The sequence below is a fragment of the Curtobacterium sp. VKM Ac-2852 genome (genome assembly GCF_013205045.1).
GTDB classification, from domain to species: domain Bacteria; phylum Actinomycetota; class Actinomycetes; order Actinomycetales; family Microbacteriaceae; genus Curtobacterium; species Curtobacterium flaccumfaciens.
In genome coordinates this window covers 265,343-279,554 of record NZ_JABMLI010000002.1, presented here as the reverse complement: position 1 = coordinate 279,554, position 14,212 = coordinate 265,343, and the positions used below count along the sequence as shown (strand labels likewise).

At 72.8% G+C, this 14,212-nt stretch carries 13 protein-coding genes and 1 tRNA gene; 4 read left to right on the top strand and 10 right to left on the bottom strand.

What is annotated here, in order from left to right; all coding sequences use genetic code 11:
• Positions 1-18: 18 nt before the first annotated feature.
• From HQQ79_RS07705 to HQQ79_RS07695, 3 genes are all read right to left on the bottom strand, one after another.
• On the bottom strand, positions 19-1,368 hold the full coding sequence (locus HQQ79_RS07705; protein ID WP_173033451.1) for a cation:dicarboxylase symporter family transporter: 1,350 nt from the start codon (positions 1,366-1,368) through the stop codon (positions 19-21).
• 139 nt (positions 1,369-1,507) lie between these two features.
• Entirely contained in the window at positions 1,508-2,494 is a 987-nt protein-coding gene (locus HQQ79_RS07700; protein WP_173033449.1) for an endonuclease/exonuclease/phosphatase family protein, read from the bottom strand.
• Positions 2,495-2,702: 208 nt separating this feature from the next.
• Positions 2,703-3,383 (bottom strand): hypothetical protein, encoded by a 681-nt coding sequence (locus HQQ79_RS07695; RefSeq protein WP_173033447.1) that lies wholly within the window; start codon positions 3,381-3,383, stop codon positions 2,703-2,705.
• 129 nt (positions 3,384-3,512) lie between these two features.
• On the opposite strand from HQQ79_RS07695, the gene HQQ79_RS07690 reads away from it, so the two are divergent.
• Positions 3,513-4,847, top strand: coding sequence for a nucleotide disphospho-sugar-binding domain-containing protein (locus HQQ79_RS07690; protein ID WP_173033445.1), 1,335 nt, complete (start codon positions 3,513-3,515; stop codon positions 4,845-4,847).
• Positions 4,848-4,931: 84 nt separating this feature from the next.
• Here the strand turns inward: HQQ79_RS07690 and HQQ79_RS07685 are convergent, their stop codons facing one another.
• Positions 4,932-5,687 (bottom strand): GntR family transcriptional regulator, encoded by a 756-nt coding sequence (locus HQQ79_RS07685; protein ID WP_173033442.1) that lies wholly within the window; start codon positions 5,685-5,687, stop codon positions 4,932-4,934.
• Positions 5,688-5,926: 239 nt separating this feature from the next.
• Between HQQ79_RS07685 and HQQ79_RS07680 the strand changes: the two genes are divergently transcribed.
• Positions 5,927-8,098, top strand: coding sequence for a phosphocholine-specific phospholipase C (locus HQQ79_RS07680; protein WP_173033440.1), 2,172 nt, complete (start codon positions 5,927-5,929; stop codon positions 8,096-8,098).
• 131 nt (positions 8,099-8,229) lie between these two features.
• Here HQQ79_RS07680 and HQQ79_RS07675 read toward each other — a convergent pair whose 3' ends face one another.
• The 6 genes from HQQ79_RS07675 to HQQ79_RS07650 form a co-directional block, all read right to left on the bottom strand.
• On the bottom strand, positions 8,230-8,739 hold the full coding sequence (locus HQQ79_RS07675; protein ID WP_173033438.1) for a hypothetical protein: 510 nt from the start codon (positions 8,737-8,739) through the stop codon (positions 8,230-8,232).
• A 75-nt stretch (positions 8,740-8,814) separates the two neighbouring features.
• Entirely contained in the window at positions 8,815-9,480 is a 666-nt protein-coding gene (locus HQQ79_RS07670; RefSeq protein ID WP_173033436.1) for a hypothetical protein, read from the bottom strand.
• A 195-nt stretch (positions 9,481-9,675) separates the two neighbouring features.
• Positions 9,676-9,918, bottom strand: coding sequence for a hypothetical protein (locus HQQ79_RS07665; protein ID WP_027465359.1), 243 nt, complete (start codon positions 9,916-9,918; stop codon positions 9,676-9,678).
• A 10-nt stretch (positions 9,919-9,928) separates the two neighbouring features.
• Entirely contained in the window at positions 9,929-10,174 is a 246-nt protein-coding gene (locus HQQ79_RS07660; RefSeq protein WP_173033435.1) for a hypothetical protein, read from the bottom strand.
• A tRNA-Val gene (locus HQQ79_RS07655) sits at positions 10,141-10,213 on the bottom strand. The genes HQQ79_RS07660 and HQQ79_RS07655 overlap by 34 nt, the downstream gene beginning before the upstream one ends.
• A gap of 54 nt (positions 10,214-10,267) precedes the next feature.
• Complete coding sequence (locus tag HQQ79_RS07650) at positions 10,268-12,439, bottom strand: hypothetical protein (protein ID WP_173033433.1); 2,172 nt, start codon at positions 12,437-12,439, stop codon at positions 10,268-10,270.
• Positions 12,440-12,687: 248 nt separating this feature from the next.
• On the opposite strand from HQQ79_RS07650, the gene HQQ79_RS07645 reads away from it, so the two are divergent.
• Both HQQ79_RS07645 and HQQ79_RS07640 read left to right on the top strand, forming a co-directional pair.
• A complete protein-coding gene (locus HQQ79_RS07645; protein ID WP_173033431.1) occupies positions 12,688-13,332 on the top strand; it encodes a SatD family protein in 645 nt (214 codons plus the stop codon).
• Positions 13,332-14,198, top strand: coding sequence for a hypothetical protein (locus tag HQQ79_RS07640; RefSeq protein ID WP_173033429.1), 867 nt, complete (start codon positions 13,332-13,334; stop codon positions 14,196-14,198). Before HQQ79_RS07645 ends, HQQ79_RS07640 begins: the two co-directional genes overlap by 1 nt.
• Positions 14,199-14,212: the final 14 nt, after the last annotated feature.

Below are 14,212 nucleotides of genomic sequence, written 5' to 3'. Positions count from 1 at the left end.
CGAGCGCGCCCCGACCCCTCAGCGAACCGGCGCCGACACCGCGGCTGCACCCGCAGCAGGCTCCGCCTCCGACGACGGCCGCACCACGCGCCCGGGCCGCAGCACCGCGTCCACCCGCTCACGGTCGAGCTCGCCCTGCCACCGCGCCACCACGAGCGTCGCGACGCAGTTGCCGAGTAGGTTCACGCTCACCCGCATCGCGTCCATGATCCGGTCGGCACCGAGCAGCAGCGCGACGCCTGCGACCGGGAACAGCCCGAGGCTCGTCGCCGTCGCGGACAGCGCCAGGAACGACGAGCCCGGCACCCCGGCCATGCCCTTCGACGTCAGCAGCAGCACCCCGAGTGCGGCGACCTGCTGCTCGAGCGTCAGCGGCACCCCGAACGCCTGGGTCAGGAACAGCAGCGAGATCGACAGGTAGATCGCCGCCCCGTCGAGGTTGAACGAGTAGCCCGTCGGCACGACGAGTCCGGCGACGCTCCGTGAGACGCCGACCTCGGTGAGCCGGGTGATCATCCGCGGCAGCACGGCCTCGGTCGACGCGGTACCCAGAGCCAGCCCGAACTCGGCGCGGGTGTGCCACACGAACCGCCAGATCGGCACCCCGGACAGCAGCCGCCCGCCCACGAGCAGCGCCACGATGAACACCGCCGCTGCGCCGTAGCAGGCAGCGATCAGCAGCCCGTACGACCCCAGGGTGTCGATGCCGTACTGCCCGACCACGTACGCCATCGCCCCGAACGCACCGAGCGGCGACAGACGCATCACCCAGCCCAGGATGCGGTAGACGACCTCGAGGCACAGGTCGAGGCCCCGCACGAGCGGCCGCGCACGGTCACTGCCGATCGCGGCGATCGCCGCGCCGACGAACACCGCGAAGACGAGCACCTGCAGGATGTCGTTCGTCGCGAACGCGTTCACGACGCTCGACGGGATGAGGTCGAGGATGAAGGTCCCCGCGTCCGGAGCCGTGCCGCCGGCGGTCTTCGCCGCCACGGCGGAGGCGTCGAGCGACGACGGGTCGATCCGCAGGCCGGCCCCGGGGCGCACGAGGTTGCCGACCAGCAGGCCGAACACGAGCGCGCACGACGACGCGAGCAGGAAGTAGATCATCGCCTTGCCGGCGATCCGTCCCACGGACCGCAGGTCGCCGACGTGCACGATGCCCGTCACCACGACGATGAACACGAGCGGCGCGATCACCATCTCGATCAGCCGGATGAACCCCTGCCCGACGACGTTCAGCACCGGCGCCGCCGCGGGGAAGCAGACCCCGACGGCGATGCCGAGGGCCACCCCGATCGCGATCTGCACGAACAGCGAGTGGTACCAGCGGGCGGGAGCACGATCCGTGGTGGTGACGTCCATGCATCCACCCCACCGCGCGCGTGTTTCGACGACGTTGCGAGTCTGTTCCCACCTGCCGCGCCGCACGCCCACCGAAACAGGGCCGCACGCCCACCGAAACAGGGCCGCTCGCCCACCGGAACAGGGGCCGCCGTCCGGGTCAGCTGCCGCCGACGACCGTCAGGGTCGGGCGGTGCCGAGCACCGGACTCGTCCTGGCTCGTCAGCACGCTCCACGACCGGACGACTCCGGCCGACGGCCCGATCAGGGTGTGGTCGATGGGCATCGCCAGCCGCGGATCGAGCCACGTCGGCCACGTACCGAGCGCCGCGGCGTGCACGGTCGACGCGGCGTCCCGGCACGAACCGAGACGTCCGTCGTCGAAGCTGTCGACCGATCCGTTGAAGTCCCCCGACACGACCACGTCAGCGCCGCGGCCGCACTGCTCGCCGATCCACCGCAGGTCGGTTCGCCAGCCCGCCAGGCCACGCCCGATCGGTTGCGGAGCGTGCACGGCGACGATCGTCGGGATCGACGGCCCGGACACCGTCATCGTCTTCACCGGATCGACGCCGGGCGACATCGAGGCGCCGAACGCGCGATCGGCCCCGACGAGCACCGCCACCTGCGTGCCGGCACCACCCATGAACAGCCGCACCGGCCGACCGTGCTGCCCCATCCACCGAGCCACCGCGGTGGCGACCCGTCGGTCCCCCGCGTCGGGGAGCACGACGACGTCCGCCCGTGCGGTCAGTGCCGCGCGGGCGATGCCCTGCGCACCGACGAGTCCTCCGTTGGTGTTCCACTCGAACACCCGGAGTGCACCCCGGGCACCGTCGACCGGCCGCACGTCCCATCCCCGCACGCCGAGCACCGCCGTGTTCGCCACGGCGACGACGAGCAGGACCGCCCCGAGCGACGCAGCGACCAGCCGCACGGCTCGCGTACGTCGCAGGACGATGGCGACGAGCACCAGGGCGAGACCGGCAGCGACCAGTCCTGCGGTCACGAGGGACCGGGCCGGCAGCACGGCAGCGAGCACCGGAGCCCGCCCGACACCGAGCCAGGGAGCGGCGACGAAGGCGATACCGACCAGCAGGGTCGCGACCACCACGGTGGTCGCGACAGCAGCCGCACGACGAGACACCCCTGGATCCTCGCGCACGGCCACCCGCGGCTGCGGGTGAACAGAGACCGCCTGCTGAGGATCCTGCTGGGCCACAGCAGTGGCAGCAACGTGGGGCGCCCACGCCGTGGGGCGTCACGACACCGGACTGGAGGCCCGGTGCCAGCTGGCACCGACCCTCCAGTCCGTCACCGCGCACGTCGCGGGCCGCGCGCGCGACCGCGGGCAGCTAGCTGCCGTTCGCCTCGACCACGCGCCACACGAGCATGCCGACCGTCACCAGGGTGCCGAGCACCGAGACGATCGCCGCGACGACACCGAGCCGACGCCCGCGGCACGGCCGCACGATCGCGACCATCGCCAGGATCGACGCGACGAACTGGAACGGCCACCCGAGCACGAACACCGATGGCCAGCAGCTGCTGTACAGCCCGGTCAACGCGAGGAACAGCGCGAGCAGGGCGATCCCGAGCCGGTTCGCCCCGGCAGTCTCGGCGGTCCCGCCGTCCGAGGCGTCGCCGAGTGGGCCGCCCGGGTACGGGTTGTCGGGGCGCAGCGCCTGCAGCGCCCGGATCCGTTCGGCATCGAGCGCACCGTCCCGGGCACGCGCCGCATCGGCCAGCGCGAGGGCGTCGTTGCCGTGCCCCGCAGCCTCGTGCTGAGCGACGGCCCACGCGAAGAGCGCGCGCTGCCGGGGGTCCGAGCGGGTCGCGGCATCGACCGCCCAGCCGAGCGTGGTGAGGAAGAGCAGGCCCCCGAACGCGAGCAGGACCGCGCGCCCCGGCTCGTCGGGGTCCACCCGGAAGAGCACCACGCTGCACGCCACCATGCCGACGCCGAACAGGGCCGTCGCCCCGATCTGGCCGCGCCAGTAGCCGTTGCCCGAACTCGCCCCCGCGGGTGTGGTCATGCAGCGACCCTAGCGTCCGGGTGCCGATGCTCGAGGACTCTCACCCACTCCCAGTCCGTGCCGCGCCACGCGCCTGCTCGCCGCGCCTACGCTCCGAGCGTCCGGCCATCCCCCGACGGAAGCGGCCCCGTGTCCTCGTACCTGCTCTGCGCCCCGCCCGTCTACGGCCACCTCGCACCCCTCGTCGACGTGGGGCGCGACCTCGCCGAGCGCGGCCACGAGATCACCGTGCTGACGGGGTCCAAGTACCGCGACCTCGTCGTCGGCGCCGGGCTCCGCTTCGTGGCCCTGCCGGCCGACGCCGACTTCGACGACGCCGAGCTGCAGGACCGGCTCGCCGACGCCACGGCGGCCCGCGGGGTGGCCGTCGTCCGCGAGGGCATCATCGCGATGTTCGTGCGGCCGATCCCCTCCCAGTACCGCGCGTTGACGGCCCTGCTGGCAGCGAGTCGGTTCGACGCGGTGCTCGGCGAGGCGACGTTCACCGGGCTCGCCCCGTACCTCGCGCTGCCGCCGGGCGACCGCCTGCCCGTGCTCGGGATCGCGACCACCCCGGTGACGCTCACCAGCATCGACGCCGCACCCTTCGGCACCGCGCTCTCGCCGGGTCGCGGGCCGCTGGCGCGCGCACGCAACCGACTGCTCACGGCGGCGATCCGCCCCGTCCTCACACGCCCCCTGCAGCAGGCCGTCGACGCCGTGCTCGCCGAGGTGGGGGCGCCGCCGTCCCAGACCGGGACCTTCGACTTCGCCTACCGCTGCTTCGACACCCTGTTCCAGCTGAGCGTCGCGGAGCTCGAGTACCCGCGCCGCGAGCTCCCCGACTCGGTCCGGTTCGTCGGTCCGGTCGTGACCCGTGCGGTACCGACGCCCGAGGCCGACCTGCCCGCGTGGTGGGACGACCTGGACACCGACACCCCGGTGGTGCTCGTGACCCAGGGCACGATCGACACCGTCGACCTCGGCCGGCTCATCGCGCCGACGCTCCGCGCGCTGGCGGACGACGACGTCCTCGTCGTCGCCACCACCGGTGGCCGCCCGGTCGACCAGGTCGAACGCGCGCTCGGCTCGGCGCTGCCCGCCAACGCCCGGGTGGCGACCTTCCTGCCCTACGACCAGCTCCTACCGCGGTGCAGCGTGGTCGTCACGAACGGCGGGTTCGGCGGGGTGCAGCGTGCCCTCGCGCACGGCGTGCCGCTCGTGGTCGCCGGGTCGACCGAGGACAAGCCGGAGGTCGCCGCCCGGGTCGCGTGGGCAGGCTGCGGTCGGAACCTGCGTTCCGGGACGCCACGGCCGCAGGCGATCCGTCGGGCGGTCCGCGAGGTCCTCGCCTCGCCGACCCACCGCGCCCGCAGCCGTCAGGTCGCGGCGTCGATCGCAGCCTCGCCCGACCCCGTGGACGTCATCGAGGCCGGGCTAGCGGCGGCCGTCGCCGCCGCCGCGGACGGCTCACCGCGACGCTGATCCCGCCTGCCGGCCCACGCCGTGCGGTCGAGGGGAGACGGACGGGAGGCACGGTGCCAGCTGACACCGGGCCTCCCGTCCGGCTCATCCCGCGTCGTCGTGCCCGGTGCCGGTCAGCGGTGTCGGTGCCATTGCGGACGCCGTCCGGATCCGGAGCGGCACGGTCCCGGCGACGTACCGGTCGTCGCCCGCCTCGAGCGGGCGGCCGTCCTCGGCGGTGCTGGACCGGCGCACCTGCAGGAGCGCCGCTCCGGGCCGGACCCCGAGGAGCGCGGCGTCGGCGTCGTCCGCCAGCAGCGCGTCCACGGTGGTGACGGCGGCACCGACCCGGATGCCGAACCGGTCCTCCAGGGTCGCCGACACCGACGTCTGCCCGCCCGGGATCGTCCGGATGACGGCGGCGACCCACGGCGCGTAGGCGGTGCGCTCGAGCATGACGTCGACACCGTCGAGGGAGCGCACCCGCACGACGTGCAGGACACGCTCGTCGTGCGCCGCGCGGAACACCCGCCGCTCGGTCATCGTCGGCGCCCGCTCCTCGGTCGCCACCACCCGTCCGCCCGGTTCGTGCCCCCTCGCCCTGGCCAGCTGACCGAACGACTCGAGCCCGCCCGCTTCGTGGCCCAGCGTTGCCGTCCGGACGCGCCAGCGGGAACCCGAGCGCGCGGCGAGGACCCGCCGATCTCGGAGCAGGCCGAGCGCGTTCCGCACGGTGCCGCGCGCGACGCCGTAGTCGGCGGCGAGGTCGTGCTCGGCCGGCAGGACACCGGTGTCGTCGAACTCACCGCGGAGCACCCGGTCGGCGAGGTCCTCGGCGAGGTCCCGGAACAGTGGTCGCACCCGGTGATCCTCCTCTGCCCCGCGACGAGCTGTCCACGTGCGAGGCGGCGTCGGTGCTGAAGATCCCGGAAGGACGGCACCGACCAGTCGGGCACCCGGACACCTCCGTCCCGTTTCCACCGGACGCGTTCACCCGCCTGCCACGACCAGGCCAGACCCGGTTCAGCGCACCTGGTTGTCATGCTGACGGGCGTTCTCCCACCGGGCGCCCGCACTCCCCACGATCAGGAAGGCCCCCGATGAGCACGAGGAAGCCCGAACACGGCGCACCCGATGTCAACCTGGACGCCGCACCACCGCTGACCCCGGACGCCGCGTACACCGCCGCGGTCCGACCCGGAGTCAGTCGACGGACCGTCCTGATCGGCGGCGCGGCCGCGATCATGGCCGGTGTCGCCGCCGACTCTGCCTTCGGACCGGGAGCGGCCGACCGTGCCAGCGCAGCGACCGCCCGTGCCGTCCCCACCGGCACGATCGCCGACGTCGAGCACGTCGTCGTGCTCATGCAGGAGAACCGGTCGTTCGACCACTACTACGGCACGATGCCCGGGGTCCGCGGGTTCTCGGACAAGCAGGCGCTCGAGCTGCCGACCGGACACGACGTCTTCCACCAGCCGTCGGCGGCCCGCACCGACGGTGGCGCGATGCTGCCGTTCCGGCTCGACACCACCCGGTTCAACGCGCAGAACGCCGACGGCCTCGACCACTCCTGGGGCGGTGGGCACACCGCGTGGAACGGCGGTGCCTGGAACCGGTGGGTCGACGCGAAGAGCGCCCAGACGATGGGCTACTTCACGAGCGAGGACATCCCGTACCAGCGCGCACTCGCCGGAGCGTTCACGGTCTGCGACGACTACCACTGCTCGCTCAACGGTCCGACGACGCCGAACCGCCTGTACCAGTGGTCCGGCACCATCGACCCCCGCGGCACCCAGGGCGGACCGGCGACCGACAACCCGGCGGACTACGAACCGGTGTTCGCCTGGACCACCTACGCCGAACGGCTGCAGTCGGCCGGCGTCACCTGGAAGACCTACGCCAACGACGAGGTCGGCGACAGCTCCGCCGACCCGTACGTCGGCGACTACGGCGACAACCCGCTCTGGCTGTTCGAGCAGTACCACCGTGCGCTCGCGTCCTCCGACCCCGCCCAGCAGGAGCTCGCCGCGCGCGCCGGGCTGCACGACGGGTGGAAGCCGAACTCGGGCAAGGGCCTCGACGTCACCCACCTGCTCAGCCAGTTCGGGCAGGACTGCGCGACCAACAGCCTGCCCACCGTGTCGTACGTCATCGCCCCCTACGGCTGGAGCGAGCACCCGGCGGCCAGCCCGGACTACGGCGCCCACTACACGAACGCCGTCGTGCAGGCGCTCTTCAGCAACCCGGACACCTGGGCCTCGACCGTCCTGCTCGTCAACTACGACGAGAACGACGGGTACTTCGACCACGTCGTCCCCCCGTTCGCCGAACCCGGCACCCCCGACGAGTACGTCGACGGACTGCCCATCGGCATGGGTGCCCGCGTGCCGATGACCGTGGTGTCGCCGTGGAGCCGTGGCGGGTGGGTCAACTCGCAGGTGGCGGACCACACGTCCGTGATCCAGTTCCTCGAACACGTCACGGGGGTTCGCGAGCCGAACATCTCCGCCTGGCGACGGACCGTCTCCGGGGACCTGACGAGCTGCTTCGACTTCACCGCGCCGGACCCGAGCATCCTCGGTCCCGATGTCGTCCCCGGCATCGAGCAGACCCGGGCGCTGGTCGCGGCCGCCGACGCCGACCAGGCGAAGCCACCCATCGAGGAACCGGCGATCGGCGCGCAGACCCTGCCCGTCCAGGAGCCCGGCACCGTCCGCCGCCGGAGCCTGCCCTACCGGCAGCACGCCGACACGACCGTCGACCACCGCACCGGTCGGGTCACCGTGACGCTCGCGAACGACGGCCGTCAGGGCGTCAACTTCCTGGTCTACCCGAACACCGCGATGCCGTTCGCCGCCCACCCGAAGACCGTCCCCGTCGGCTCCACCGCCGACTGGGCATGGGACACCACGACGACCGCCGGTGCCTACGACGTCAGCGTCTACGGACCCGACCGGTTCCTCCGGCGCTTCGCCGGCACCGTCGCGGTCGGTGGTCGGGCGACCGGCGGCGTGCCGCACGTCTCGGTCGTCCGGGACACCCGGGGTCGGCGCACGCTGCAGCTCCTGCTCGAGAACACCGGCAGGGCCGAGCTCCGCTTCGTGCTCGTGGCCAACGACTTCGTCGAGCACCGCGAGACCGCACACGTCCGCGGCTCCGGGCACAAGACGATGCACTGGCCGCTCGACGAGTGGGGGTACTACGACGTGGTCGTCACCGCGGACGGTGTGCCCGGGTTCCGGTACCGCTTCGCCGGACGCGCGGAGCGCTGACGCGGGCCGACCCGCGTGGGTCGGCAGGGGCGGTCAGGCCGCGTCCACGACGAACGGGAGGCCCGGTGCCAGCTGGCACCGGGCCTCCCGTCTCATCTCGTGACCGTCTCACGTCCGTCCCGCGTGCCGTCTCACGCGTCGGCGGCGGACCCGGCGGGTGCCACCGGTGCGACCGGTGTCGCGGCGTCAGCGGCGGCGGCGTCGGCGTCGGCGTCGGTGTCGGCGTCGGCTCGCGCAGCCTGCCGGGCCAGCGCCCCGTCCAGGAAGCGTTCGACGAACGGCAACGCCACCACGATCGCGCCGACGACGGCCGCGACGGGGACGATCACCGTCCAGCCGCGCAGGATCGAGTAGATGGTGGCGCCGAGGACGACCCACACGACGACCGTGAGCGGCCGCACCGGACCGGCGCTGGCGGGCAGGTTGACCGCGTCGACGGCCGCGGGCATCGCTCGCCGTCCGAGCAGTGTCAGCATGACCCCGATGACGATGAACCCCGTCGCCCGGACGGTGCCGACCCACGCGACGTCGCTCGCCGGATCCGCCAGCACACGCTGGATGAACACCACCGCCGACAGGACCCCGACGGCGAACAGGGTGACGATCACGAGGACGGTCAGGAGACGGACGGAGCGGCGCACGAGGACTCAGCATAGGGAGCCGTCGCAGCGCCCCGCCGCGGCGGCCCGACGCGGCGCCCCCGTCGCACCGGCTCGCTAGGCGACGACCACCTGCGCGTTGACCAGGATGTCGTGCAGGTCGGGACGGAGCGCATCCTGCGAGGTCGTCCGGACCTTCACGATGAGCGCCGCTCCGGGCTTCGCGAAGGCACGCGCGACCGTCGCCGACCAGGACCCGTCCGTGTTGTGCCCGGCGATCGACAGGAACTGCGCGGTGCCGCCGGTGATCGTCGGCAGGAGCTGCTCCTCGAGCCGGTCGGCCGGCAGCCCCGCGGCCGTGAACAGCTGCTCGGTGGCGGCGCGGTCCCCGATCGTCGGGTCGAGGTCGGTCAGCCGCTGCTGCGTGATCGTCGCCACGGAGCCGTCGGCGTTCGTGTACTCCCGCGACCCGGTGGTCGGGTCCTCGCCGGTCTGCTCCCAGCCGTCGAGCGCCGAGACCTGGAGCCCGAACGCGGGCAGCGTGCTCGCCGAGAGCGCGGCGCCGTCCTCGAACGTGAGGTCCTTCGTGGCGGAGTCGGCGGTGGCCGGCGCGGTCGGCGTCTCCGTCGGCGTCTCCGTCGGTGCCTGTGTCGGTGCCGATGACCGAGGTGTGGCCCGCTCCGCTCCCGGTGCCGCGGTGCCGGTGCCGGTGCAGCCGGAGAGTGCGAGCACGACGATCACGGTCGCCGTCCCCGCGGTGGTGATCCTGGATGTGATGGACATGTGGTTCCCCCTCGGATCCCGCCGTGCGCCCCGTGCACCGGTGGGTCGGACTGGAGAGCCTACGGGTCCCGGCGGCGGCCCGCGCCCGGGTCACACGTCCGGGGTCTGTCCAGACCAGCCGAGCGATCTCCGGAGCACGACGAAGTGCAGCCCCGCGACGCGAGCGACGTGTGCCGGGCGCGGGCGCTCGGCCGACTACGAGTCGTCGCCTGCGTTCCGAGCACGCTTCCGCGCCTGAGCCCGGGCGTAGGACACCGAGCCGATCTGCACGGCGGCGAGGATGATCCAGAGGACCGCCATCTGCGTGTGGAACCGTGACGGTTCGACGACGGCCAGGACGAGCCAGACCAGCGCGATGACCGCCCACACCCAGACGAGCCACGGCAAGGGCTTGCCGATCAGCCGTTCGAGCAGACTGCGTCGCTGCATCTCGGTCATGGCGCTGACGCTACCGGACGCCAGGGTGATCGCCGAGGACCCGGGGCGACGATCGGTTGGATCCTTCCGGATCTGGTGGCTGCCGTTCCGGGAAGCGGGCCGAAGCGGGCACGGCGAGCACATCGACGATCAGCGAGGCGGCGGCGACCTCGAAGCCGTACGGCGATGACACCTCAGCGACTGACGGATCGTTGGCCACGCGCTGAACCCGGGTCTTCTCGGTGGGCCCTGCCGGGATCGAACCGACGACATCCACGGTGTAAACGTGGCGCTCTACCAGCTGAGCTAAAGGCCCTCACCACGATCCTAGGGCGTCAGCGCTCGATCGTCGTCGAACCGAGCGGGCACGTCACGACACCCCGCACCGGGGTCGGTCGCAGCGGATCACGAGTCCTTGCACGTCCTCGTCCCGGTCCTCCGACACGCCCCCCGACAGCACGATGGGGGTGTCGTCGGCGCTGAGGTCGATCGCCAGCGTGCTGGTGCCCGACCGTTCGTCCTGCACCGGCGGGAACCGGGCGATCGTCGTCTGCTCGGAGTTGGTGCACCGCGCGTCACGGCACGAGAGCAGTCCCAGAGTGCCGCGTTCCTCGTCACGGACCGCGACGAGTGGCCGCCCCGATCGGTCGATGACGAACGCCGGAAGGAGGCTCGTCGGCCCCTTCGGCGTGATGTCCGTGTGCAACGAAGACGAGCACGACGCATCCGCGCAGAACGTCAGCCGTTGGGTCGAGACACCGTTCGACCGCGCGAGCACGACCGGGTTCCCGTCGCCGCCGATCGCCACCCGCGCGTCGTACGCCTCGTCCCACTCCCGGACCGGCTCCCCCGGCGGGATGGCGTGCGACAGGTCGCGGACGACGGGCTGACCACCGTCCGGGCTGAACGACACCAGCCGAAGGGCGGTGAAGGTCGGCGAACGAGCGTCGGTCTCCGACACCAGCGAGACCACCGCGGTGCCGTCCGGCGCGACGGCGACGTCCACGCCCTGGTGGTCCAGCGGCGGGATCCACGGCATCGCCACCTGCCGAACCGTGTGTTCAACGCAGGACACGTCCTCGCAGAACACGGCGACCAGGTGCGAGCGTCCTTCCGGTTCACCGCCGCGGGCGATCCCGACCACGACCGGCCGGTCGCCGGAACCCGCGATGGCGACGTCCGTCATCCAGTAGCTGACGTGATCCCGGTCTCCGTCGACGATGTCGACGGCAGTGACCGTGGTGCGGCGCCCTTCCGGGCGATCGACGGCCGGCGCCTCGTCGGCGGAGTCGCGCTTCTCCGCCCGTCTCCCCGCGGGCCAGGCGGCACCGTCCGACTTCGGCGCCGCATCGAGTTGGTCCGCGCGTGAGTGCACGACTTCGAGCTCGTACTGCTGCGCGACTTCGTCCTCGAACCGCACCTTCCAATGGGCAGTGAGCAGCCCGCCGTCGCCGGCGCTCCCGATCGCGGAGCCGCCGGTCAGGCCGGGCATCTCCACGGGGGTGTCGCACGACGCATCCCCACACATCCGCAGACGGCTGGGCGGTGTCGACGGCGTGCTCACGACCGCCGTCCGGCCTCCGACGTCCGCGATGTCGCCGCCGAGCAGGCCGCGCGCATCGACCGACGCGGCGTCGTACTGCACAACGGCGAGCGGATTACTCGAGACGACCACCGCGAACACCACCGCCGGGACGAGCACCGCCGTCGCTCCGACGAGGCCGGGCCTGGCCCGTCGTCCCCCGGCCACCGAGTCCGCCGCCAGCGGTGACCGAAGCCGACCGCCTTCGTTCCGTGTTGCGGCCCCACGCACCGCGATCGCGACGATGACCAGCACCAGACCGGTCACGGCGACGCAGCACCAGGCCACGACCACGCTGCTCCGGAGCACGGACGGCGGCAACAGGCGCAGCAGCACCAGGACGCCGACCCCGAGCACCGTCATCAGAGTCATTCCCCCGACGAGCGCACGACGCGGCGTCGCCGTCGCCTCGTGTCCACCACGGACGACGACCCGACCAGATCCCCAGGCACGACGGAAGACCGATCGACGGGGCACACCGGCCACGAGCAACGCCCAGCCGAGCAGCAGGGGCGCCACGATGACGGCACCGAGCACCAGCAGCACGACGATCACGACGGCGCCCCATCCACCTGCCCGCCACGACACAGCGGTGGCTGTCCCCGCCGCCAACGCCACCAACGCGACGAGAGCGGCCTCGACGACGAGCCACCGGTGGTGGACCGACCACCGCCAGGCGTCGCGCGGTCCCGCCACCGCGTCGTCTGCGGCCGCGAGCATGACCACGGTGGTTGCGGTCACCCCGAAACCGAGCCCGAGCGCCGCGATGACCGTGCCCACGGCGAGCAGGGCCACGGGTACCCCGGCCCCGTCGAGCGCCACGAACGCACCGTTCACCAGGGCGACTCGACCACCAGGGACGCCGAGCAGCAGCACTACCCCGGCCAGCAGCAGCCCGGCAGCGAACGGCACGACGAAGGCGAGCACCGCGCGGCCCCCGCTCCACGCGATCAACGGCACGGGTGGCGGACCGTACTGCCGCCGCACCGCGGTCTCGGTCCGTCCTGCGCTGGCGACACCAGTCCCCGGGCGTGCACCATCCATCTGCTCGTCCCCCTCCGACAGCGTCCGCCCATGCTGTCAGGTTCGACGCCGGACGTCCAGAAGGTGACATTTCAGCCGCATGCCCTCGCGGTGGTGGGAGTGGCCGACGCGAATGGTTTAGCCCGAGGCTTACTTTCGACGATATGAAGCTCTACGCTTAACCCATGCAGTCCGAGCCCGTGATCGCCGTGATCGTCGACCTGGTCGACTCCCGCACGCTCGAGGACCGCTCCGCAGCCCAGCAGGACGTCGAGCACGCCTTCGACAGTACCGCGGACGTCACCGCGCTCGACCCCCTCCGTGCCACGGTGGGCGACGAGTTCCAGGTCATCTACGGCACGCTCACCGACGCCCTCGTGGCGACGACGGCCGCGACCCTCGCACTCCCCCCGACCGTGCAGATCCGCCTCGGCCTCGGCCGCGGGCAGGTCCGGACGATCGGCACCGGCGGCGCCGGCCCGCTGCAGGACGGCCCGGGCTGGTGGTCGGCGCGGGACGCCATCAACGAGACCCACCGGCGCGAGGACGGCCGGACCGCGTTCCTGCGGTCCTGGTACCACGACGCCGACGACCGCCACGGAACGACGGAGCGACTCGTGAACGCCTACTTCCTCAGCCGCGACCACGTCGTCTCGCGACTCGCACCCCGCGCCCGCCGGATCGCACTCGGTCTGGTGCAGGGCCGGACGCAGGCACAGATCGCCGCGGACGAGGGGATCACCCCGTCGGCGGTGTCCCAGTCCGTGCAGAAGTCGGGCGTCGCCGCCCTGGTCGAGGGCCTGCGTGTCCTCGGGGACGGGGGCCGCTGATGCTCGCCGGAGTCCTCCTGACCCTCGTCGGGCTCGCCGACGTCGTCCGCGCACGGACCGGGACCGACGCGGCACCACGGCGCGTGCTGACCACCACGGTGATCGTCCTGCTCTGGGCCGCCGTGGCGACTGTGGCGGTGCTCGGCCTCGGCCTCGCGGTCTGGTCGGTGCTGGTCGCGGTCGTCCTCGCACCCCTGTGGGTCGCGACGACGATCCCGGTGCGGTCCGGCGGTGCACCCGGCGGTCGCGATCGGGCACTCCCCTGGCTCCGACGCTCGGGATCCTGGCCGGCCGTCCTGCTCGCGGTCGCCGTCGCCGTGCTGCTGCTCTGGGTACCGGCTGCCGACGCGTCCGGCTTCGTGGTCGACTGGCACCGTGACGCCGGCCCGGCGTTCGTCGGAGCGGTGCCGCTCGCGGCGCTCGTCGCCGGCATCGGGTCCGCACTGTTCCTGGTCGACTCGGCCAACGTGGTCGTCGCCCAGGCGCTGCCGCCAGGGCTGTCGCCCGACGCACGGCCCGGTGCAGTGGCGGCCGAACCGACCCGCCGGAAGCGCTTCGACCGGCGCCGCACCACCCGGGCACCCGGGGCAGACACCGACACGGACACGGACACGGACGGCACGGTCACCCTCAAGGGCGGACGCATGATCGGCCCGATCGAGCGTCTGCTCTTGGCCGGGTTCTCGTTGGCCGGCGCCTTCCCCGTCGTGGCGGCGCTGATCGCCGCGAAGGGGATCGTCCGCTTCCCCGAGATCCGCCGCGAGACGACCGGGTACCAGGCCGAGTACTTCCTGATCGGCAGCCTGGTGAGCTGGGCGATGGCGTTCGCCGCCGCCGGCATGTGCTGGTTGCTGGCACTGGGCTGACGAACAGCCCCGCC

What these genes read in the sequence shown, in the direction of transcription:
- HQQ79_RS07665 (WP_027465359.1), bottom strand. Translation starts at nt 9,918, where the DNA reads ATGACCGAGATGCAGCGACGCAGTCTGCTCGAACGGCTGATCGGCAAG.
- HQQ79_RS07640 (WP_173033429.1), top strand. Translation starts at nt 13,332, where the DNA reads ATGCTCGCCGGAGTCCTCCTGACCCTCGTCGGGCTCGCCGACGTCGTC.
- HQQ79_RS07705 (WP_173033451.1), bottom strand. Translation starts at nt 1,368, where the DNA reads ATGGACGTCACCACCACGGATCGTGCTCCCGCCCGCTGGTACCACTCG.
- HQQ79_RS07695 (WP_173033447.1), bottom strand. Translation starts at nt 3,383, where the DNA reads ATGACCACACCCGCGGGGGCGAGTTCGGGCAACGGCTACTGGCGCGGC.
- HQQ79_RS07680 (WP_173033440.1), top strand. Translation starts at nt 5,927, where the DNA reads ATGAGCACGAGGAAGCCCGAACACGGCGCACCCGATGTCAACCTGGAC.
- HQQ79_RS07670 (WP_173033436.1), bottom strand. Translation starts at nt 9,480, where the DNA reads ATGTCCATCACATCCAGGATCACCACCGCGGGGACGGCGACCGTGATC.
- HQQ79_RS07645 (WP_173033431.1), top strand. Translation starts at nt 12,688, where the DNA reads ATGCAGTCCGAGCCCGTGATCGCCGTGATCGTCGACCTGGTCGACTCC.